This window comes from Simplicispira piscis (assembly GCF_054783455.1).
In genome coordinates this window covers 13541-35353 of record NZ_BAAGQN010000017.1, presented here as the reverse complement: position 1 = coordinate 35353, position 21813 = coordinate 13541, and the positions used below count along the sequence as shown (strand labels likewise).

Sequence of the window (21813 nt, the reverse complement as noted above, 5' to 3'; positions counted from 1 at the left end):
GCGCAGGCATGGCGGCCAAAAGGTTAGCCAAAGAGCCGGGAGATATCGTTAAACATAGCGATGGACATCATCAACAGCAGCACAGCGATTCCGCCGCGCTGCAAGCGCTCCATCCAGGCATCCGAGACACCCCTGCCCGTCACGCCCTCCCAAAGATAATACATCAGGTGCCCACCGTCGAGGACGGGCAGCGGCAACAGGTTCAGCACACCCAGACTCACACTGATCAAGGCCAGAAAGGCCAGGTACTGCGTCAGCCCCATGCTGGCAGACCGCCCCGCATAGTCAGCAATCGTCAGGGGACCGCTGATGTTCTTGAGCGAAGCTTCTCCGATGACCATGCGGCCCATCATGCGCAAGGTCAACACCGACACCTGCCAGGTGCGCGTGACACCGCTCCACAGGCCTTCGAAAGGCCCGTATTGCACGGTAGTGAACTCTGGCCGTGCGCCCACATAGGCGCCCACGCGCCCGATCAGCTCGCCCTGGTCCTGCTGTACCTCGGGCTGCACGTCCAACGTCAGGGCCTGCGTGCCCCGCTGGATGCGCCAGGGCTGCGAGACAGGCTTCCCATCGTGCACCGATCCACGGATCAGCGCACGCAGCTGTTGGCCATCAACCACCTCCACGGCGCCAATGCGCAGCACCACATCACCCTCGCGCAGGCCTGCACGCTGGGCCGCACTGTCGGCCATCACTTCGCCCATCACTGGGCGCGTCCACGGCCCCACGATGCCGATCATCTGCATGAGGCGCGCATCGGCTTCCCGGGTATCCAGTTGATTCAGGGCAAGCACTACCGTGCGCTGGCTGGCCCCCGGCGTAGGTTCAAGCTCCAAGCGCACCGGAGTCGCTTCTAATGCGCCGCGTGTGAGCAACCAGCGCAGGTCTTCAAAGGACCGCACGGGCTGGGGCTCCTCGTTGCCAATCGCCGCATTGCGCACCAGCTCCCCGCCATGCAGGCCTGCCGACTCGGCCACAGAACCCGGCACCGGTCGTGCGAGGTAGGCCATGGGCTCCTGCACCCCCATCCAATTGACCGTGGCATAAAGCAGCACCGCCAGAACAAGGTTGGCCACTGGGCCCGCAGCCACGATGAGCGCCCGCGAGCGCAGCGACTGGGTATTAAAGGCCAGATGGCGCTCTTCGGGAGGTACCGGCGCTTCGCGCTCGTCCAGCATGCGTACAAAACCGCCCAGCGGAAATGCCCCCAGCACAAACTCGGTGGGAGAACCCTTGGGCTGCCAGCGCAGCAGTGGCTTGCCAAAGCCCACCGAAAAGCGCAGAACTTTCACGCCGCAAGCCACCGCCACACGGTAGTGGCCATATTCGTGCACGGCAATCAACAGCCCCAGGGCCACAAGAAAGGCAACAATGGTCAACATGCGTATCCCCGTGAAATCAGGTGGCAGCGCCTAGGCTGCCAACCGCAAAGCGATCCGTTGCGCAACTGCACGCGCATCGGCGTCCAACGCCAGCAGGTCTGCGAGCGAATCGGGATTGGAGAGAGAGACGGCAGACAAAGTTTCCAGATTCAGCGCATGGATCTGGTCAAAACGGATGCGCCGCTCCAGGAATGCCGCTACCGCCACTTCGTTGGCGGCATTGAGCACCGCCGTGGTACCGGCAGGAGCCTCCAGCGACTCCCACGCCAAGCGCAGTCCCGGAAACCGCTCAGGATGGCCATGGTTGTCAATGGATTCAAATGTCATGGCGCCCAGGGCATGGAAGTCCAGTACGGCCGCGCCGGACTCCACGCGCTCGGGCCAGGCCAGGCCATAGGCAATGGGTACCCGCATGTCTGGCGTGCCCAACTGCGCCACCACCGAGGTGTCGCGGTACTGCACCATGGAATGGATGATGCTTTGCGGATGGATCACCACATCGAGCTGCCGGGGCGACAGCCCAAAGAGATAACGCGCCTCGATCACTTCCAGCGCCTTGTTCATCATCGTGGCCGAATCGACCGAGATCTTGCGCCCCATGACCCAGTTGGGGTGTGCGCAGGCTTGCTCAGGCGTCACATCGCGCAGGCTGCCAGGCGATCTCTGCCGAAACGGCCCCCCCGAAGCGGTGAGGATGATCTTTTCCACGCGCCGCGACCAGGTGGCAGGGTCTTCGGGCAGCGACTGAAAAATGGCGGAGTGCTCGCTGTCGATGGGCAGCAAGGTCGCCCCACCCTCGCGCACCGCACGCAGAAACACCTCACCCCCCACCACCAACGCTTCCTTGTTGGCCAGCAGAAGGCGTTTGCCCGCTCGGGCCGCAGCCAGACAGGGCGCCAGCCCGGCTGCCCCGACGATGGCGGCCATGACCATATCGACCTCTGCATGAGATGCTATTATTTCAATAGCTTCTGGCGCTTGCAGCACAAGCGTTGGAAGGTCATTTTGCTTAATTTTTTCTTGTAGCACCCGGCCATGCTCTGCACTGGCCATGACGGCATAGCGCGGAGTAAAACGGGCACACTGGGCCAGCATCAGGTCAACCTGGGTGGCGGCACTCAGCGCAAAAACCTCGAAACGTTCGGGGTGGCGTGCCACCACATCGAGCGTACTGGTGCCGATGGATCCTGTGGAGCCCAGCACCGTAATGCGTTGTTTCATGTCTTTACCAGTGTCATCAGCATCATGGCCAGCGGCAATGTGGGCAGCAATGCATCCACACGGTCGAGCACACCCCCATGGCCGGGCAGCAGGTTGCTGCTGTCTTTCACACCGGCACTGCGCTTGATGAGCGATTCAATGAGATCACCCACTACGCTCATGGCGACCATGAACAGCACTCCCAGCACCAGCACCCACCAGCCCTGGTTTGCCAGGCGTGTATACAGGCTGGCCACGGGTGCTTGCAGACGGGCATCGGCCACAACCCAACACACTGCCAGCAGCAACACACCAGCCACACCACCCCACACCCCCTCCCAACTCTTGCCCGGACTGATCGAGGGGGCAAGCTTGTTGCGGGTGAAACGCAGGCCGAACGCCCGGCCCGAAAAATAAGCCGCGATGTCGGCCATCCATACCAGCGTCATCACCGACAGCAGAAAGTTGATGCCCTCGATGCGCGCCTGCACCACGGCCAACCAAGCCAGCCACAACACCAGCACCCCTGCCAGCAATCGCACCGACCCGGGAATGCGCGGCCAGCCAGGAACACCCGCCCGCAGCAACCACGTGCCACCCAGCACCCAGAAGGCACCAGCCGCAACCCACAGCGCGCCCATCGGTCGCTCGGACCAACCCAGTGCCCACGAAGCGGCACACAATGCCACGCACACCGCCCCCACGGCCACCGAAGCCACAGGGCTGCAGCCATTGAGCCGACCCCATTCCCAGGCCGCGCCGGCCATCAGCACGAGCACGACGGTGGTAAACGGTACCGGCGAGGGATAAAACAGGGCTGGCAGCAAAATAGCCAGCAGGACCAGGGCGGTGATGATGCGCTGCTTCAGCATGGAGCCCTTTCAGGCACGCACCAGTCCGGGGTGCGCAGGCAGAATTTGTTCAGACGTCTTGCCAAATCGACGTTCCCGGGCATGGAAGGCCGCAATAGCCTCATCCAGCGCAGCATCATCGAAATCCGGCCAAAGCTTCTCACTGAAATACAACTCTGCATAGGCGGCTTGCCAAAGCAGGAAATTGCTCAGTCGCATTTCACCACCGGTACGGATCAGCAGGTCGGGGTCGGGCACATGGGCCAGTGCCATGGCGCTGTCCAGGCTGGCTTCGGTGATGGGTTCACCACGTGCCGCCAAGGCGGCTGCAGCCTGCGCCACATCCCAGCGGCCACCGTAATTGAAACAGACGTTTAACACAAGGCGGGTGTTGTGGGCCGTAGCGGCCTCGCCTTGCAGCAATCCGCTTTGTACTTTCTCGGAAAGCCCATCCCGCGCACCGACGAAATGCAGTTGCACGCCGTCCTTGCACAGTTGCGGTACTTCGCGCGAAAGCGCTTTGGCGAGCAACTCCATCAGGCCTGAAACTTCATCAGCAGGCCGATTCCAGTTTTCGGAGGAAAACGCAAACACCGTCAGCACGCCCACGCCACGCTGGGCACAGGCCTGCACGCAACGGCGCAGCACATCCACGCCCTGCTTATGCCCTGCAAGGCGCGGGAGGAAGCGGCGCTTGGCCCAGCGGCCATTGCCATCCATGACGATGGCGATATGGTGGGGCGGCACCAACTCCTGAGTGTTGGAAATGGACATGCGGACGGTCTTCAAACCGCCATGATTTCCTGCTCCTTGGCAACCACCAGGGCGTCGATCTCGACAATGTGCCGATCGGTCACCTTCTGGATGTCTGCCTCGGCGCGCTTTTGGTCGTCTTCAGACGCCAGCTTGTCCTTGACGAGCTTCTTCACGGCTTCATTGGCATCGCGCCGCAGGTTGCGCACGGCAATCTTGGCCGACTCTCCTTCGTTGCGTGCCAGCTTGGTCATTTCCTTGCGGCGCTCTTCGCTCATGGCCGGCATGGGAACGCGGATCAGATCTCCCAGGGACGCCGGGTTCAGTCCCAGGTCGCTCTCGCGGATGGCTTTCTCGATCTTGGCGCCCATGCCCTTTTCCCAGGGCTGCACACTGATGGTGCGCGAATCGAGCAGAGACACGTTGGCCACCTGCGACAGCGGCACCATGGACCCGTAATAGTCCACATGTATCGTGTCCAGCAAGGCAGGGTTGGCACGGCCCGTGCGAATTTTTTGCAGGTTATTTTTAAAAACCACGATGGATTGATCCATCTTGGCTTGCATGTTTGTCTTGATGTCGGCAGTCATGTTTTTTCCTCTGGGCACCAGGCAGCAAGGGCGGCCCGTTGCCGTCAAGCGTAAACCAGGGTTCCTTCGTCCTCGCCCATGACCACGCGCTTGAGCGCCCCCGGCTTGAAGATGGAAAACACCTTCACGGGCAGCTTTTGGTCACGGCACAGGGCAAATGCTGTGGCATCCATGATGCCCAGGTTGCGCACCATGGCCTCGTCAAAGCTGAGCGTGGTGTAGCGCGTGGCAGAAGGGTCCTTGTGCGGGTCGGCAGTGTATACGCCATCGACCTTGGTGGCCTTGAGCACCAGTTCGGCACCGATTTCGGCACCCCGCAAAGCGGCAGCGGTGTCGGTGGTGAAAAAAGGATTGCCTGTGCCAGCCGCAAAAACCACCACCTTGCCTTCTTCGAGGTACTGCAGTGCTTTGGGCCGCACATAAGGCTCCACCACCTGCTCGATCGAGATGGCGGACATCACCCGGGCCGTCAGGCCCTGCTTGTCCATCGCGTCAGCCAGGGCCAGAGCATTCATCACGGTGGCGAGCATGCCCATATAGTCCGCCGTCGCGCGATCCATCCCTTCAGCGCCGCCAGCGACGCCACGGAAGATGTTGCCACCACCGATCACCACGGCCACCTCCACCCCCATGCGGGTCACCTCAGCGACCTCCTGCACCATGCGGACGATGGTGGAGCGGTTGATACCGAAGGCGTCATCCCCCATGAGCGCCTCACCCGACAGCTTGAGCAAAATGCGCTTGTAGGCTGGCGTGGCGATGGTCATGGAAGTTCTCCGTAGGTCTGGGGGATGGGGCGGCAAATCAGGGCTATCAGTGGATCAGGCAGCGGCCTTGGCAGCGGCCACTTGGGCGGCCACTTCAGCAGCAAAATCGTCCACCTTCTTCTCGATGCCTTCACCGACTACGTACAGGGTGAAGCCCTTCACGGTGGTACCAGTGGCCTTGAGCATCTGCTCGACGGTCTGCTTGTCGTTCTTCACGAAAGCCTGGTTGAACAGCGAAACTTCCTTGAGGTACTTCTGCACGCCGCCTTCGATGCGCTTGGCAACGATTTCGTCGGACTGCACAGGCTTGCCTTCGGCCGTGGCCTTGGCGGCATCTTCCGCAGCCTTGGCGGCAGCGACAGAACGCTCTTTCTCGATCAGTTCGGCGGGAACGTCGGCACTGGTCAGGGCCACGGGCTTCATGGCGGCGATGTGCATGGCCACGTCCTTGGCAGCGATTTCGTCACCTTCGTACTCGACCACCACGCCGATGCGTGTGCCGTGCAGGTAGGAGGCGAGCTTGCTGCTGCTGCCAAAGTACTTGAAACGACGGAACGACATGTTTTCGCCGATCTTGCCGATCAGGCCCTTGCGCACATCTTCCAGCGTGGGGCCAAAGCTGTCCTGCTCATAAGGCAGTGCACCCAGGGCCGCGAGATCGGCGGGATTGTGCTTGCCCACCAACTCCGCTGCAGCCTGTGTCATGGCCAGGAAGCTATCGTTCTTGCTCACGAAATCGGTTTCGCTGTTCACTTCGATCAAACCGCCGGTGTTGCCAGCGATGTAGCAAGCAACAACGCCTTCGGCGGTGATGCGCGAAGCGGCCTTGCCAGCCTTGGTGCCGAGTTTGACGCGCAGCAACTCCTCGGCCTTGGCCATGTCGCCATCGGCTTCGGTCAGGGCTTTCTTGCATTCCATCATGGGGGCGTCGGTCTTGCCACGCAGTTCAGCGACCATGCTTGCGGTAATTGCAGCCATTTCTTATTTCTCCGTATTCAGTTCAATCGTTTCTAGATAAAAAAAGGGGGCCCATCAAGCCCCGCTTTTCTTCCGCGACGCAGCGCGCGGGCCGGGGCTTTAAGCGGCAGTTTCTTGCACTTCGACGAATTCGTCGGCACCCTCACCGGCAACAGCCTTGACCACTTCGGTCACGGCGTTGTTGCGGCCTTCAATGATGGCGTCGGCCATCGCGCGCACATACAGATCCACCGCCTTGGCCGAGTCATCGTTGCCAGGGATGATGTAGTCAATACCTTCGGGCGAGTGGTTGGTATCGACCACACCGATCAGCGGAATACCCAGCTTCTTGGCTTCGGCAATGGCGATCTTGTGGAAGCCCACGTCCACCACAAAAATGGCGTCGGGCAGCGCAGCCATGTCCTGGATGCCGCCGATGTCCTTTTCCAGCTTCTCGATCTCGCGGGTGAACATGAGCTGTTCTTTCTTGCTGAGCGACTCCAGGCCGGCTTCCTGCTGGGCCTTCATGTCCTTGAGGCGCTTGATCGAGGTCTTCACGGTCTTGAAGTTGGTCAGCATGCCGCCCAGCCAGCGCTGGTTCACGAAGGGCACGCCAGCACGGGCAGCTTCGGCGGCGACGGTGTCGCGGGCCTGGCGCTTGGTGCCAACAATCAAAATGGTACCGCGGTTGGCCGACAGTTGCTGCGCAAACTTGCTGGCCGCCTGGAGCATCGGCAGCGACTTTTCCAGGTTGATGATGTGAATCTTGTTGCGATGACCGAAGATGTAGGGGGCCATCTTGGGGTTCCAGAAGCGGGTTTGGTGACCAAAGTGGACACCGGCTTCCAGCATTTCGCGCATGGTGACGGACATGAAAATTCTCCAAAGGTTGAGTCTAAAATCCAGCCCGACCATTGCTGCCCTGCGGGCTGCAACACCTTGTTTGGACTGGTTTGCTATTTACCTTGCCAGCCCCGTTGCCGCGGCACATAACGCACCAGCGAACCCACTGGTCAGCAAAGCCTAAAGATTTTAGCACACCCATGCTTAACGACCTCGACACCACCCGCCGCCTGCTGCAAGTCGGCAGCGGCAATGCCCGCGACGCCCTGGAGCACTGCATCACCGCAGCCCAATCGCCCGCGTGCGCGCATGTTTTTTCGCGTCCCATGTTTGACGAAGCCCGCGCCCACGCCGCGCAACCGGGCGTTGAGCAGCGCCCTTTGGCGGGCCTGGCCGTATCCGTCAAAGATTTGTTCGACCTGCGCGGCCAACCCACCCCGGCGGGTTCATTGGTGTTGGCCGACGCTGGCGCCGCTTTGGAAGACTGCCCGGCCGTGGCGCGGCTGCGCGCAGCGGGAGCCTCGATCGTGGGTCGCACGCACATGGTCGAATTCGCTTTTTCGGGCGTAGGCACCAATCCACACTACGGCACACCCGCCGCCTTTGATGCACGCACCGGCGCCCTGCCCGGCCCGGCGCGCGTACCAGGAGGCTCCTCGTCAGGGGCGGCGGTATCGGTGGCCACGGGCGCGGCTTTCATCGGCCTGGGTTCAGACACGGGGGGCTCCATCCGTATTCCGGCCGCACTCAACGGCATTGTGGGTTTCAAAAATACAGCCCGACTTGTGCCCACCACGGGTGCCGTGCCGCTGTCCACCACGCTCGACACCGCCTGCGCCCTGACGCGCAGCGTGCGCGATGCCATAGTGGCGCACGAAATTCTGGCGGCGCGGCGCGTCACGCGCAGCCCGGCAGCGCTGTCTGCCTGGCGCCTGGCCGTGCCCACCGACACCTTTCTAGAGGAACTGGACCCCGCTGTGGCCCAGGCCTTTGAGCGCAGCCTGGAAACCTTGCGCCGTGCTGGCGCCCGCATCGAACCAGTGGCGCTGCCCGAGGTGGCCGACCTGGCCCACATCCAGGCCACGGGCGGCTTTTCAGCTGCAGAGAGCTACGCCTGGCACCGTCCTCTGCTGGCGCAACACGCGGCACTCTATGACCCGCGCGTGCGCACCCGCATCGAGCGCGGTAGCAGCATGACAGCGTTTGAGTACATTGATCTGCAGCAGGCGCGACGGCGCTGGATTGCCCGCGTGGAGGCCGCCATCGCCGGTTTCGACGCCCTGCTCTCACCCACCGTACCCATCCTCGCACCCACCATCGCCAGCGTGGCCCCGGCCGATGGCCAGGAAGCCGCACAGGACGCGGCCCGCGACGCAGCCTTCTTCCGCGCCAATGGCCTGCTGCTGCGCAACACCAGCATTGTCAACATGCTCGATGGTTGCGCGCTGTCCTTGCCCTGCCACATGGCAGGGGAACTGCCGGTCGGTCTCATGGTGTGGCATGCTGCACTGCACGATGATGCGGTGCTCAATGTGGGTTTGCGCATTGAAGAAACGCTACAAAAACAATAGCTTATAGCGCTTTACTGTATTGCGCTAGAGGCCGAAAATAACCTTTATTTCATGAAGATTGCCATTGTGGGCGCCGGCGTGGTCGGCGTGACCACTGCCTATGAATTGGCGCTGGACGGCCACGCCGTCACCGTGTTTGAACAGCGCAGCGCCACCGCCGAAGAAGCCAGCTTTGCCACTGGCGGCCTGCTGGCCCCCGGGGTGCTTGATCCGTGGTCGGCCCCAGGCACCGCCTGCCCCCCCGGCGTGCTGGGCCGCCATGCGGCGCTGCACCTGGGTCGTTCGATCAGCCTGGCCGAGCTGTCCTGGCTGCGGCGCTGGCGCAGCGCCGCGCGTGCCAGCGCCCGCAGCGGTGCGCCTTTGCCCCCGTTGGTCGCGCTGGAGAGGCTCGCGCGTTACAGCCGTGCACGGCTGCAACACCTGGTCGAATCGCTCGGTCTGGTGTTTGAAAGCAGCGCAGGCGCCTTGCTGCTGCTGCGCACGCCACAAGATGCTGAGGGACTGGCGCCCGTGCTGAAAGTGCTGCGCGATACGGGCACGGTCGTCCGCGAACTCGATGCCGACGCCGCACGCGCCATCGAACCCGGCCTCTCCCCCTCGCTCCCCCTGGCAGGAGCACTGCACCTGCCCGATGGGCTGGCCGGCAACTGCCGTCAGTTTGCGCTGCTGCTGCGCCAGGCCGCACAACAGCGCGGCGCCCAATTCGAATTCAACGCCTGCGTGGCACGCCTTTCCAGCGCCCCCGCAGGCGTCCAGCTGGAGGGCGAATCAGCGCCCCGCCCGTTCGATGCCGTGGTGCTGTGCGCGGGCGCCCAAAGTGCTGCCTTGCTACAACCGCTTGGCCAGCGCCTGCCCCTGGTGGCGTTGTACGGCAGCTCGGTCAGCGCGCCCCTGCGCGAAGAACTGCATGCACCGCTGGCTGCCGTCGTGGACGTGCAAACCCGAACCACCATGGTTCGCTTGGGTCAGCGGGTACGGGTCTCGGGTGGCGCCGAGCTGGGCACCAGTACAGCACAAGCCCACCCCCAAACACTGGGTACGCTGTACCGTGTGCTGGGCGAGTGCTTCCCCGGTGGCCTCTCGCACTCCAGCGGCTTGCAGGTGTGGCGCGGCGCACGGCCGATGCTGCCCGATGGCCCACCCATGGTGGGCCAGAGCGCCGTGCCCGGCCTGTGGCTCAACCTGGGCCATGGTGCCAGCGGCTGGGCACTGGCCTGTGGCAGTGCCCGCGCACTGGCAGACCAGATGGCGGGCAAGACACCAGACATCGACCTGGAAGGGCTGGGCGCGCAGCGCTTCTGACGCACAATGCAGCACCGCCCCCCACAGGGGCCACTGCCGTCCGTCGCCATGCACCGCATCTGCTCCCACCAGCCCCACCCGCTACACGACACCGCTGCCACGCGCCGCTTGGAGCATGCGGCGGCAGCCCTGCTGCCCCCGCACACGCTGATGCAGCGCGCCGGCTTGCGCGTGGCACAGCTGGCGCGCGCCCTGGCGCCCCACGCCCGCACCATCTGGATCGCCTGCGGCCCCGGCAACAACGGCGGCGACGGGCTGGAAGCGGCCATGCACCTGCGCCAGCAGGATCTGCCCGTGGTGGCAACCTGGCTGGGCGCCCCCGAAAGCGCCCCAGCCGACGCCCTGCGTTCCTGGCAGCGTGCCCGGGACGCTGGCGTGCAGTTCATCCACGATGCTCCCCGGCTGGGCACGCAGGATCTTTGCATCGATGCCCTGCTGGGCATCGGCCTCGCCCCAGGCGACACCCGCCCAGGCCCACAAGGCCCTCTCCTGGCTTTGCTGGAGCAACTGCGCAATAGCCCCGCCCCGCTGCTGTCCATCGACCTGCCTACCGGCCTGCAGAGCGACACGGGCCAGTACGCTGCCGGATTTGCTCCGGTGGCGTCCCCCCGGCCCAGCGCAGCACAGCCCGCCCATCGGCACACCCTGAGCCTGCTCACCCTCAAACCCGGCCTTTTTACCGGTAGCGGGCGCGACGCCGCTGGCACGGTATGGCTCGACACCCTGGGCTGCAACCCCACCAACGAGCCGCCCAGCGCCTGGCTGGCGGGCGCGCCCTTGCAAACACAGCGCCTGCATGCCAGCCACAAAGGCAGTTATGGCGATGTCGCCGTGGTGGGCGGCGAAGGACTGCAAGCGCGCGGCATGGGCATGACAGGCGCGGCCCTGCTCGCCGCCAGCGCAGCGCTGCATGGCGGTGCGGGCCGTGTGCTGGTGGCTCTGCTGGGAGCTGAGGCACTGGAACTCGATGAGCAACAACCCGAACTGATGTTCCGCCGATTCGATGCGCTGCATCTGCCGCAACTCACCGTGGTCTGCGGCTGCGGAGGTGGTGAGGCTGTGCGCGCCGTCTTACCACCTGTGCTGGCACAGGCACCCCGTCTGGTGCTCGATGCCGATGCCCTCAACACCATTGCCGCAGAGCCTGATCTCCAGACGGCGCTCGCAGCCCGTGCAAACCAGGGCTGGGTCACCGTACTGACCCCGCACCCGCTGGAAGCCGCGCGCCTGCTGACAACCACCACCAGTGCAGTGCAGGCGCACCGCTTGTCGGCAGCCCAATCAGTGGCAGAACGATTCCAGTGCGTGGTAGTGCTCAAAGGATCGGGCAGCATCATCGCGGCCCCTGGCCAGACCCCGGTCATCAACCCCACCGGCAATGCACGCCTGGCGTGTGCAGGCACGGGTGATGTGCTCGCCGGCCTGATCGGCGCGCGCCTGGCAACGGGCGCCGATGCAATGCGCGCTGCCACCGAAACGGTATTCCTCCACGGCCAGGCGGCAGATCATTGGCCACCACAGCAGCCCTTGGTGGCCAGCGCACTGGCCCGCACACACTTTATATTTGATTAAAAACAGCTCAAACGCTTACTGATAAAGCGCTGGAAGCTATAGTTTTTATAGTATTTTAAGAAAGATGGTCGATGGTAAAAACAACCATCCACCTCCCGTTCCGGCGAAAACTCAGGACCTCTTGGACGACGAGCGCTCTTGTCCCTTGCCCGGCTTGCCTGCGGCCTTGCTGGGTGCATCTGTTCGGGCCTTGCTCAGCAAGGCCGCCTTCTGCACCGATTTACCCGATCGCCTGGGTTCGCTGCTGGCTTCCCGCGAGGTCGCTTCAGGTTCTGGCGGGGCGCGCCGCTTGTCTGAAGCTGTAGGCAACTCTGGCGCTGCAGGGCGAGCGCCGCCCTTGGCACGGGAAGACCGGGCAGCCGAGGGCTCGCCTTCATTGACCAGGAGAAAATCAATACGCCGCCCGTCCAGGTCCACCCGGCTGACCTGCACGCGCACCCGCGTGCCGATGGCGTAACGCAGGCCGCTGCGCTCGCCGCGCAGTTCCTGGCGGGCTTCGTCGAACTTGAAGTATTCGCCGCCCAATTCGGTGATGTGCACCAGTCCTTCGACATACATGGCGTCCAGCGTGACGAAGATGCCAAAGCTGGTGGCCGAAGACACCACACCGCCATATTCCTCGCCCAGGTGCTCGCGCATGTACTTGCATTTGAGCCAAGCTTCGACGTCACGGCTGGCCTCGTCGGCACGGCGCTCATTCGCACTGCAATGCAGGCCCGCCGCCTCCCAGGACTGCGTCTCGGCCAGCGCTGCCCCGGTTTCCTTCTTGCGCGGGGCTGTGCCTGGCGGGGCGACGCGATTCGCAAGCCGCTTGCTTAGTTTTTCATGTGCTTCGCCCGGTGTGGGCAACATGGGCAGCCGGTACTTGGTGTTCCCCAGAATAGCCTTGATGACGCGGTGCACCAGCAGGTCAGGGTAGCGCCGGATGGGGCTGGTGAAGTGCGTGTAGGCGTCAAACGCCAGACCAAAGTGGCCGTTATTGATGGGCGTGTAAATCGCCTGCTGCATGGAGCGCAACAGCATGGTATGGATCTGCTGCGCATCGGGCCGGTCTTTGGTGGCCTCGGCAATCGCCTGAAACTCGGACGGCTTCGGGTTGTCGCTGATCGTCATGCCCACGGCCATGGCCTTGAGGTAGTTGCGCAGAATGTCCTGCTTCTCGGGCGTAGGGCCTTCGTGCACGCGAAACAGGCCATGCTGCTTGCCCTGCGCGATGAAGTCGGCGCTGCAGACGTTGGCCGCCAGCATGGCTTCCTCGATCAGCTTGTGCGCGTCATTGCGCGTGCGCGGTACGATTTTTTCAATACGGCCATTCTCGTCACAGACGATCTGCGTCTCGGTGGTCTCGAAATCGACCGCACCGCGCTCGCGCCGCGCCAGCAAGAGTGCGCGGTAGGCGTCGTGCAGGTTAAGCAGGTCGCCCACGCGCTCCTGGCGCTTGGCCGCCTCGGGGCCGCGCGTGTTGGCCAGAATTGCCGCCACCTCGGTGTAGGTGAAGCGGGCGTGGCTGAACATCACCGCCGGATAGAACTGGTAGGCGTGCACCTCGCCCTTGGCGTTGATGAGCATATCGCAGACCATGCACAGGCGCTCCACATCGGGGTTGAGCGAACACAGGCCGTTGCTGAGCTTCTCAGGCAGCATGGGGATCACGCGGCGCGGAAAATACACGCTGGTGGCGCGATCGTAGGCGTCCACATCAATAGCGCTGCCGGTCTGCACGTAGTGGCTCACGTCCGCAATGGCCACCAGCAGGCGCCAGCCTTTGCCGCGACCCACCTTGGCTGGTTCGCAGTACACAGCATCATCAAAATCGCGCGCATCCTCGCCGTCGATGGTGACGAGTGGCACATCGGTCAGATCGATGCGCTGCCTCTTGTCCTGCGCACGGACATGGTCCGGCAGCGCTCCCGCCTCGGCCAGGCAATCTTCAGAAAACTCATGGGGAACGCCGTACTTGCGCACAGCGATCTCGATCTCCATGCCCGGGTCATCCACCTCGCCCAGCACCTCGGTAATGCGGCCCACGGGCTGGCCAAACAGCGCAGGCGGCTCGGTCAGCTCGACCACCACGACCTGGCCCGGCTTGGCCGATCCTAGGGCGTCACCCGGGATCAGGATGTCCTGCCCATAGCGCTTGTCCTCGGGTGCGACGATCCAGACGCCACTCTCCTGCAAAAGGCGGCCAATGATGGGTTGTGCCGGTCGCTCGAGGATTTCAACCACGCGCCCCTCGGGCCGTCCCCGACGGTCCTGGCGCACGATGCGCGCCCGAACCCGATCCTTGTGCAGCACAGCACGCATCTCGTTGGGTGGCAAGAAGATGTCGGGCTGGCCATCGTCGCGCAGGACGTACCCATGCCCATCGCGGTGCCCTTGAACACTGCCTTCGATTTCATCTGCAGATGGGGAAAGCGGGGCTCGAGGGTTCATTTTTTTGTTATACAATCGTAGACTTTCCTGAAATGCCCAGGTGGCGGAATTGGTAGACGCACTAGTTTCAGGTACTAGCGAGTAACATCGTGGAGGTTCGAGTCCTCTCCTGGGCACCAAGTTTAACTTAACGAAAAGCCGCTGTACCCAGCGGCTTTTTTGTTGGCAAAAGTATCTTAACCGCCCATCAGGTGGGATTTCTTGCTATACAATTCAGATCTTTCCTGAAAGCCCAGGTGGCGGAATTGGTAGACGCACTAGTTTCAGGTACTAGCGAGTAACATCGTGGAGGTTCGAGTCCTCTCCTGGGCACCAAAACAAAAAAAGCCGTTGCAAACGCAACGGCTTTTTTCATGGTCAGTCCAATGACTGTGCTACTTCGCCAGCTCCGTGGCAGCCAATCCCGGCGCACTCGCGCGCGCCAGGATCGCCCTCTCATCACTTGCGCAGCAAAGCCTTCAAAGCATTCTGCAAGCGGCGCGCCGTGGCTGCATCACTGGCGCTGGCCAACACGCGAGCGGCGTCTTGCCCCCAGGTTTCGGTCGGTGCGGGATCATTGCGGCGCGTGAGCAACTGCAATTGCAGCATGCGACGATCCGAAAGATGTTCGGCCGGCGTAGGCACCTCGGCAGCCATCTCAAGACGCAGCATGGCCTGGGCCGCTTCCCCTGCGGGAGCACTTGCCAGCGCTTGTATCCAGGCATTGCGCGTGGCAGGTGCGACACGGCCACCCAAATCTTGCGCTGAAGGCACCAAGGTCGCATCGCGCTTCTCCCAAGCAGACAACAATTGGGTGAGGGCTTCGCCATGGGCCTGGGCCGCCAGCTTCTTGAGTGCCTGTTGCGCATGTTCCAGCGCCTCGCGCTGAGCCCTGAAGGCGGCATCGCCCAAGCGTGGTCCACGGTCTTCCGGTGCCGGACGGCGGTCCGCAAATCGGCCGCCGTCACGCGGAGCATCGCGGCCCGGGCGCGCATCGCGGCGCTCTCCGGGGCGTCCTGGACGTCCCGGCGCAGCAGGCGCGTCCCTCTTCATACCGGGGCGATCATCGCCGCGCACTGCAACTACGGGACGGGCAACCACCTTGGGCGCAGGTGCAGCTGCTGGTGCTGCAGTCTCGTCCTCAGCCGCAGAAGGCTCTGCCTGAGTGCTTTGCGCAGCCTCGGCAGGCACAGCTCCCTCTTGTACAAATGCAGCCTGAGCACGGCCTTCTGCTGCAGCCTCTGCCGTTGCCTGCGCCTGACCACGCAATGCGGCTTCCAGGGCGGCCATGGCTTCGCGGATCTGCTGGGCGTCACCACCCGCATTCGCGGCCTGCAGTGCCTTGGATGCCTCCAGCACCGCGCGGTCGTGGGCGCTGGTAGCCGATGCACCACGCTCACGCTCCGCGGTCTTGCGGTTGAACGCTTCATCAATCGGCTTGCGGAAAGCATCCCAGAGCTTTTGCTCCTGACGACGATCGAGGGGCACGACATGGGCTTCGGCCTGCCAGCGCTGCTGCAAAGCTTTGATGGCATCAATGCGCAACACCGGATCAGTGCCCAGCACAACGGCTTCTTCGATCATTGCCTGGCGGCGTGCCAGGCTCTCGGCTTGTGCCTTTTCAAAAGGCTGGGCTGCTGACGCAATGGCTTGTTTCCACAGGGGCTGGAGTTCAGCAAATAACTTCTCACCAACGTGGCCACTTTCACGCCAACGATCACCAAACTGGTGCAAGGCGCGGTTGATGGCTTTCCAGTCCTTTGACTGGGCATGTTCTTGCGCCCACGCCTTGACCTCTTCGATCAATGCGAGGCGCTGGGCCTTGTGCTCGGCGGATTCGGTGCGAATCTTGTCCAGCCAGGCCTCCACCACCTTGTGGGCGGCATTGCAGGCTTCATCAAACTTCTTCCACAAACCATGGTTGGGCGCTCCGCCCTGGTCGGCTTGCTTCCACAGGTCACGCAACTGGCGCAACGTTTCCTGCATCTTGCGGCCACCCAGTGCCTGGCCCTCGGGGCGTTTGAGCAATGCCTCTGCCTTGGCCAGCAAATCCTCACGCACCTGGTCGGCACTCCAGCGCTGCCAGCCTTCGAGTTCGCCCGCCGCGACCAACGCCGTGTGCACGCGCTGCTCCAGTGCCGCGTCAATATGCCGACCATGCGTCTTGAGCACAGCGCGCAACGCCGCCGCCGCACCGGCACTGGCTTTGCCATGACCTTCAGCGGTTTCCTGCTCTAGCTTTTGCAATGCTTCGCCTACCATCTGGGCGGCCTTGGCCACCACTTCAGGGTCGGCTTTAGGCTTGGGCTGACGTACAGGGCGCTCAGCAGCAGCAGCAGCAGCCGCTTCGGTGGGCACACCACGCGCTACACGCAACTCGTCGGCCCATACAGGCACCGGCGGCAATGCTGCCTGTGCATTCTCTGCAGCAGCGATGGCGAGGGCCACGGCAGACTGGAAAGCATCCCAGACGACCAATAACTGCGCACGCGATGCGTCGAGCAGGGGCGGGAAACGTGCCTCTACGCTGGGCCAGCTGGCATCATCCGAGAGCGCCTGTGCCTGCTCTTGCCAATGCTGGACATCGACCCGCAGCACGTCCTGTGCGGCTTGGGCGTCACGCCACGATTTGGTCGACAGCACCTCGATGCGCTGGGCCAGCAGCACCGCCGCTTCGCGCTGCACCTGCACACGGTGCTGCAAATCCTCGATCACCTTGACGCGGTCTGCCAACTGCACTTTGAGCAGCGATAGAGGCTCCCGTGAAAGAGGTGCGCCCGCCTTGGCGGCATCGCGCTGCCAAGCCAGTGCGTCAGCGATATTGAGCTTGGACGCTGCCATCAGGGCCTGCGCTTTCTCAGCCCATTCGGCGGCAATGGACTCCTGGCTCTTGGCTCGGCGAATTTCGTCCAGACGTTCACGCACGGCCCGGGCGGCGCCCTTGTCGCGGCTACTGAGCTCTTTGAAAACCTCCTGCAATTGTTCGTGCGCGGGCTGGGTCAACAGCCATTCGCGGATGCGCGCGGCACGCTCGCCCGACGTTGCCGCCGAGAAGGCACCGCCGGTCAGCGCATCCAGCGGATGCGCATCGGGGGCTTTGGCAGGGGCCGGGGTGGTTTCAGGTGCGTCGGACATTTTGTTGCGGGAAAAAATTGGAAACATGGAATCTACAAATACAGCCTTCCGCGCCAGGGCCAGAAAGCGTAATAAAAACGCACCGCAAAGACACTACGGTGCATGGCTGTCGAAACCGCTATTTTCACCGGGATTTGGTCTATACCACTAACCCAGGTCAACGGACCGCCAGAGTGAGCTCCGCACGGGGCTGCCACGACGTCTGGGACGACTCCACATGCGCAGCGCCCAGGAACAATCGATCTTGCGGCAATTGGCGCGATGCAAGGTAGTCGCGCACGGCCACCCCACGGGCCAAAGCCAGCGCACGGATGGCGTCCTCGGACACTGGAATACTGGCCAAAAGCAATGCTTCCATCTCGGACGGCGGCAGCTCCTTGGCCATCCCGATCAGGTTGCGCGGCTTGGCCATGTCCGACCGGCGATACACCTCCTTGAGCAATGCAGGGTACTCGTCCGAGCCCACAGCTGCGACAGCATCAGCCGCCTGGCCGGCACGCACGGCTGCGCGGCGTTTTTGTGCCAGCACGGCCTGCTGGAGCTGTTCGCGCTTCCATCCCTCGCGTTCTGCGTCCAGGTTCGCCATCCCTGCGACGGTCATCTTGAGTGCAGGCCGATCGATCAATACCTGAGCGACTTTGTCCAATTGCGTGCGCGCTGGAGCATCCAGCACGCTGCTACCCGGCACAAACGCCACCACCCCCTGTTCTGCACCACCATCCAGCGCGCTCGTGAGCAGCGAAAAAGGCGCCGAAATGGCCTTGAGAACCAGATTCCCGATGATCTTGAAAATTACCGGCCCCAAGCGAAACTCAGGGTCATTGAGCGACCCGCTGATAGGCAATTCCACATCAATCACGCCATTGCGGTCTGCCAACAGGGCCACTGCCAGCCGCACCGGCAGACTGGCTGGCGCTCCTTCGACCGGCTCACCAAAGGTCAATTGCTGAAGCACCAGCTTGTTCGAAGCAAGCAAGCGCCCGTCCGGCTGCACCTGGTAGGTCACATCCATGCTGAGCTTGCCCCGCTCGATGCCATGGCCGGCGTATTTGATGGTGTAAGGTGACAGCGGCGGCAGCTCCAGATCGCGCATGCGGCCCCGAATGTCCAGCGCCAGAGGCCGGGTCAGCGGATTGAGCTTGCCGCTGATATCCAGCGAAGCCGTCCCCTCGGCCCTGCCACGCAGCTCCAGTCCGGCCATCTCAGGGGCATCCCCCCCAGCCGGGGCTACCGACGAAAAAGCGTCCAGGTGGCCGTTTAACTCCGTGAGCTGGGCCGAGTAGTTGGGTTTGATGAAATGGTCGGTGAAATCAACCGTACCTCCCGTGAGCGAGATCGGCCCGAAACGGATGATGGGCGCAGACTCTGCCTCCACACCTCCAGCAGCCACCGATACGGCTGATGCGGCGGGGACAGCGGGCTCGGCCACTGTGGGAGTGGCAGGTGGCTTTGCCTTGACCAGCTCCTGCAGATTGAGCCGCCCATTGGCCTGCACGATGACGCGCGCAAAAAAATCACTGAGCGCCGTCTCCCGCACATCCACGGACAAAGGTTTGCCGGGCGCCAGGTCCACGGCCAGGCCACGCAAACCCAAAGATTTCCAGTTCAGCAAATCTTCGCCACTGCGCAAGCCGCGAAGCTCTTCCTCAGCACCATCGACTGGGGCCTGCACCGCCATGCGCACGCGCACATCGTCCAGTGCAGCATCTCCCTGCACGCCCAACGCTGTGCCCTTCGGGCTTTCCGCATAACGAACCTGCCCCTTGAAGCTACCGTCGATACGGCGCAGGTCTACATTCACGGCATCGGCCACATAGGATTTAAAGGCATGCAGTGGCAGCTGTGTGGCCAGCACCCGCCCCTGCACCCGCAAGGGAGCCAGCGCCGCTGTTCCCTCGTATTCCAGGCGACCAGGATCTGCGCGCCCTGCCCCCAGACGTGCCGACAAGGTCACCGCAGAAGGCTTGGCCGACACAGCCAAGGGAGCAAAGTCTTGCAGGCGCAGACGCAGCGAGGACACAGTGAACGCAGCCGGCTCCGCAAGCACAGCGTCTTTGAATGCGATACCACCTCCATCAACCTCCAGTTGGGACAGTTTGACCGACCAGGGTGCTCGCGGCGCAGGCTCTTCCACAACAGCAGATTGCGGTCGTGCGGGCTGAGCTACTTGCCAGCGCTCAAACATCCAGCGGCCCTCTGCACTCCGATCTACTAAAGCGCGTGGCTGCGTCACGACGACACGTCCCACATCCACACTGCGCAGCGATAGGTTGATCCGCGTGTTTTCGACCTGCAAACGCTTGATTTCAGCCAGCGACTGCCCCCCACGCATGGCCAAACTGGATGGCTGCACATCAGTGCAAGCGGCGACCGAGGCCTGCGAACAGGACAACCTCAGGTCATCAAGCCCCAGGCGCGCCACTTGTGCGACCAACGCAGCACCATTCCAGGCCAGCCCGAGGTCAGCCTGCAGTGCACCCCCCAGGCGGGGCGAAATCCATTGCGCCAAATACGGCGCAGCCAACTCCAGCGGCAACGCTTGTACAGACACGGCAACCTGGCCGAGCTGGGGATTTCCATCACCGGCAAACGCCAACACGGCTGGATTTTTAGCTGAACCCTCGCCCTGCACCGCAAAGCTACCGGCAAAATGCATGGCCCTTTTCATGGGCACGGACACATCGGACGCCTGGAGCACAAGATCGCGCAGGCCCATCTGTGCTCCAGCAGGGATACTCTCATCCTGCCAAGAGGCCTGTCCATGGCGCAGAGAAAAACGGCCCACATGCACGTCCCAGTCTGCTTCCTTGGCCTTTGCAGCAGACACTGGCGTTTTCGCAGAGGCCGTGTGCGCTGGTTGCGCAGGCTGGCTTGAAAAGTCCAGATTGAAATGACCCATCCCGTCCCGTCGCACTGCCACACGGGGCGCATCCAAATCGATCGCATCGATCCGCAGCTTGCGGGCAAAAGGCTGCAACTCTGCCAACTGCAGCTTCAGGCCATCCAAGGACACAAGCTCTCGACGCTCCTTGTCCAGAAAGCTGACGTTCTTTGCACGCACAACGCCACTCAATTGCACGACCGCGGATGGCGTTTGTTCGAACGAGAAACGCACATCCGCATCCACCACCGCAGAGTTCAGTCGCACAGGGAAGGCGGCCGGAAGATAGTCCCGGTAAGGCGCCAGATCAAAATCCGCGAGATGAATAGTGGCATCGGTTCGGAGACTGTCCGTAAAGGGCGCCGCTTCGGCCAAGGTGTCGAACACACTTCCATTGAGTAGAAACGCCACCCGGGGCGCGACTTTGACTTGGCGCTGGGCCTGCAGGTTGCTGATGAAGGGCAGCGAAAACTCCAGTTCGCGCACCTCATGCGTACGGTTTACCGTGCGATCGACAAAATCCACGGCCCCCCCATGCACCGCAATGTTGTAGAGGGCGAAGCCGGTTGACGCAGCCTTGCCATCCCCGGGTTGGGACAATTTTTCGATGATGTCATCGAGATCGGTGCGTCCTGGCGCCAGTTGTGTGACATGCACGATGGGAGCATCTATCTCCACGGCATCAACGACCGGCGCCAACCGCAGCAGCGACTGCAGCTCCATATCTATATAGATACGCTGCACCTGCAACAGGAACCCCTGCCCTTGGGCATCCGCAATGGACACGTCGTGCAGGCTGACCTCCAGAGACCAGGGCAGGAACTGCACCCGACCAATCGAGACCTGCCGCCCCAGAGCCTTGGAGGCCAGCGCCTCGCCCTGGCTGCGCAAGATCGGCGGCAGCGCCAACCATGCCAGCACCCATAACAACACAAGGCTGCAGACCGACCACGCACATCGCCGCATCCAAGGGGAATTTTGCAAAAAAGACTGGGGAAAAGACAGATTCATCACCACAGGCGCTGGACTTCAGCAAACTCAAAGGCAGCTATTGGATCAGAGTTCACCACAGGCCGCGCAACAGCCTGAAACAAGAAAGCCCGGAAAGGCGGCGGTGGGCCACGCTTCCGGGCTTGACGGCTGACACAACGGTCTTTGCCATCGGTTCGCAGCACGGAGAAAATCGTCCGGACTGCGGGGAGGCAATGTATTGCCTCCAAGGGGTTGCCTTGAAAGCGCCGCGCTTGGCCTGTAGGGGCACTGCATGCCCCGACAGGTGGCTTTGCTTCTTCCAGCGATGCCTGCAATCAAGAGGCCAAGCCACCTTATCAAAGAATACCGTGGAACACAAATCAGCAGATCAATCGGTCAGTGGATACCGATTGAAATTGGGCAGATCTCTCCAGCCAGGGCAAAACCAACAACCATTCCCCCTCGTAAAAGCGTCGAGAATCTGTGATTTTTAACATATTCATAACAATATAAATGTCTTAAAAATCAATTTAATAGTGTTGACTTGGCATTAAATCGGCTTTTAGAATCCGCCAGCTTCTCGAAAGCTAGTGAAAACCCCAATCCGCTGCCGAATCCGGCT

14 protein-coding genes and 2 tRNA genes are annotated in these 21813 nt (G+C 62.6%); 5 read left to right on the top strand and 11 right to left on the bottom strand.

Annotated elements, in window-relative coordinates; translation table 11 throughout:
* Positions 1 to 23: 23 nt before the first annotated feature.
* The 8 genes from rseP to rpsB form a co-directional block, all read right to left on the bottom strand.
* On the bottom strand, positions 24 to 1385 hold the full coding sequence (rseP, locus tag ACYVOC_RS12845; protein WP_461162068.1) for an RIP metalloprotease RseP: 1362 nt from the start codon (positions 1383 to 1385) through the stop codon (positions 24 to 26).
* Between the two features lie 30 nt (positions 1386 to 1415).
* On the bottom strand, positions 1416 to 2606 hold the full coding sequence (gene ispC / locus ACYVOC_RS12840; RefSeq protein WP_461162067.1) for a 1-deoxy-D-xylulose-5-phosphate reductoisomerase: 1191 nt from the start codon (positions 2604 to 2606) through the stop codon (positions 1416 to 1418).
* Positions 2603 to 3457, bottom strand: a complete 855-nt coding sequence (locus ACYVOC_RS12835) for a phosphatidate cytidylyltransferase (RefSeq protein ID WP_461162066.1) — start codon at positions 3455 to 3457, stop codon at positions 2603 to 2605. The genes ispC and ACYVOC_RS12835 overlap by 4 nt, the downstream gene beginning before the upstream one ends.
* Positions 3458 to 3466: 9 nt before the next feature.
* A complete protein-coding gene (uppS, locus tag ACYVOC_RS12830; RefSeq protein WP_461162065.1) occupies positions 3467 to 4210 on the bottom strand; it encodes a polyprenyl diphosphate synthase in 744 nt (247 codons plus the stop codon).
* An 11-nt stretch (positions 4211 to 4221) separates the two neighbouring features.
* The gene (frr, locus tag ACYVOC_RS12825; RefSeq protein ID WP_461162064.1) at positions 4222 to 4779 is read right to left on the bottom strand and encodes a ribosome recycling factor; all 558 of its coding nucleotides are present in this window, start codon (positions 4777 to 4779) and stop codon (positions 4222 to 4224) included.
* Between the two features lie 44 nt (positions 4780 to 4823).
* Positions 4824 to 5546 (bottom strand): UMP kinase, encoded by a 723-nt coding sequence (gene pyrH, locus ACYVOC_RS12820; RefSeq protein WP_116004134.1) that lies wholly within the window; start codon positions 5544 to 5546, stop codon positions 4824 to 4826.
* Positions 5547 to 5600: 54 nt separating this feature from the next.
* The gene (gene tsf, locus ACYVOC_RS12815; RefSeq protein ID WP_116004135.1) at positions 5601 to 6524 is read right to left on the bottom strand and encodes a translation elongation factor Ts; all 924 of its coding nucleotides are present in this window, start codon (positions 6522 to 6524) and stop codon (positions 5601 to 5603) included.
* Between the two features lie 99 nt (positions 6525 to 6623).
* Entirely contained in the window at positions 6624 to 7376 is a 753-nt protein-coding gene (gene rpsB, locus ACYVOC_RS12810; protein WP_116004136.1) for a 30S ribosomal protein S2, read from the bottom strand.
* A gap of 170 nt (positions 7377 to 7546) precedes the next feature.
* On the opposite strand from rpsB, the gene ACYVOC_RS12805 reads away from it, so the two are divergent.
* The 3 genes from ACYVOC_RS12805 to ACYVOC_RS12795 are packed head-to-tail and all read left to right on the top strand — an operon-like array spanning position 7547 to position 11791.
* The gene (locus tag ACYVOC_RS12805; protein ID WP_461162063.1) at positions 7547 to 8917 is read left to right on the top strand and encodes an amidase; all 1371 of its coding nucleotides are present in this window, start codon (positions 7547 to 7549) and stop codon (positions 8915 to 8917) included.
* Between the two features lie 51 nt (positions 8918 to 8968).
* Positions 8969 to 10219 (top strand): FAD-dependent oxidoreductase, encoded by a 1251-nt coding sequence (locus ACYVOC_RS12800; protein ID WP_461162062.1) that lies wholly within the window; start codon positions 8969 to 8971, stop codon positions 10217 to 10219.
* Positions 10220 to 10267: 48 nt separating this feature from the next.
* Positions 10268 to 11791, top strand: a complete 1524-nt coding sequence (locus tag ACYVOC_RS12795; RefSeq protein ID WP_461162061.1) for an NAD(P)H-hydrate dehydratase — start codon at positions 10268 to 10270, stop codon at positions 11789 to 11791.
* Between the two features lie 111 nt (positions 11792 to 11902).
* On the opposite strand, the gene rnr is transcribed toward ACYVOC_RS12795, so the two are convergent.
* A complete protein-coding gene (gene rnr / locus ACYVOC_RS12790; protein ID WP_461162060.1) occupies positions 11903 to 14224 on the bottom strand; it encodes a ribonuclease R in 2322 nt (773 codons plus the stop codon).
* 34 nt (positions 14225 to 14258) lie between these two features.
* Here rnr and ACYVOC_RS12785 point away from each other — a divergent pair.
* A tRNA-Leu gene (locus tag ACYVOC_RS12785) sits at positions 14259 to 14343 on the top strand.
* A 111-nt stretch (positions 14344 to 14454) separates the two neighbouring features.
* Positions 14455 to 14539, top strand: a tRNA-Leu gene (locus ACYVOC_RS12780).
* Positions 14540 to 14662: 123 nt separating this feature from the next.
* Here the strand turns inward: ACYVOC_RS12780 and ACYVOC_RS12775 are convergent.
* Complete coding sequence (locus ACYVOC_RS12775; RefSeq protein ID WP_461162059.1) at positions 14663 to 17338, bottom strand: DUF349 domain-containing protein; 2676 nt, start codon at positions 17336 to 17338, stop codon at positions 14663 to 14665.
* Between the two features lie 157 nt (positions 17339 to 17495).
* Entirely contained in the window at positions 17496 to 21230 is a 3735-nt protein-coding gene (locus ACYVOC_RS12770) for a DUF748 domain-containing protein (protein ID WP_461162058.1), read from the bottom strand.
* Positions 21231 to 21813 lie beyond the last annotated feature (583 nt).

Bases quoted from the DNA above. Each gene is read 5' to 3' on its own strand.
- ACYVOC_RS12770 (WP_461162058.1), bottom strand. From the start codon at position 21,230: ATGAATCTGTCTTTTCCCCAGTCTTTTTTGCAAAATTCCCCTTGGATG.
- ACYVOC_RS12775 (WP_461162059.1), bottom strand. From the start codon at position 17,338: ATGTCCGACGCACCTGAAACCACCCCGGCCCCTGCCAAAGCCCCCGAT.
- rseP (WP_461162068.1), bottom strand. From the start codon at position 1,385: ATGTTGACCATTGTTGCCTTTCTTGTGGCCCTGGGGCTGTTGATTGCC.
- ACYVOC_RS12795 (WP_461162061.1), top strand. From the start codon at position 10,268: ATGCACCGCATCTGCTCCCACCAGCCCCACCCGCTACACGACACCGCT.
- pyrH (WP_116004134.1), bottom strand. From the start codon at position 5,546: ATGACCATCGCCACGCCAGCCTACAAGCGCATTTTGCTCAAGCTGTCG.
- frr (WP_461162064.1), bottom strand. From the start codon at position 4,779: ATGACTGCCGACATCAAGACAAACATGCAAGCCAAGATGGATCAATCC.
- uppS (WP_461162065.1), bottom strand. From the start codon at position 4,210: ATGTCCATTTCCAACACTCAGGAGTTGGTGCCGCCCCACCATATCGCC.
- ispC (WP_461162067.1), bottom strand. From the start codon at position 2,606: ATGAAACAACGCATTACGGTGCTGGGCTCCACAGGATCCATCGGCACC.
- rnr (WP_461162060.1), bottom strand. From the start codon at position 14,224: ATGAACCCTCGAGCCCCGCTTTCCCCATCTGCAGATGAAATCGAAGGC.
- rpsB (WP_116004136.1), bottom strand. From the start codon at position 7,376: ATGTCCGTCACCATGCGCGAAATGCTGGAAGCCGGTGTCCACTTTGGT.
- ACYVOC_RS12835 (WP_461162066.1), bottom strand. From the start codon at position 3,457: ATGCTGAAGCAGCGCATCATCACCGCCCTGGTCCTGCTGGCTATTTTG.
- ACYVOC_RS12800 (WP_461162062.1), top strand. From the start codon at position 8,969: ATGAAGATTGCCATTGTGGGCGCCGGCGTGGTCGGCGTGACCACTGCC.
- tsf (WP_116004135.1), bottom strand. From the start codon at position 6,524: ATGGCTGCAATTACCGCAAGCATGGTCGCTGAACTGCGTGGCAAGACC.
- ACYVOC_RS12805 (WP_461162063.1), top strand. From the start codon at position 7,547: ATGCTTAACGACCTCGACACCACCCGCCGCCTGCTGCAAGTCGGCAGC.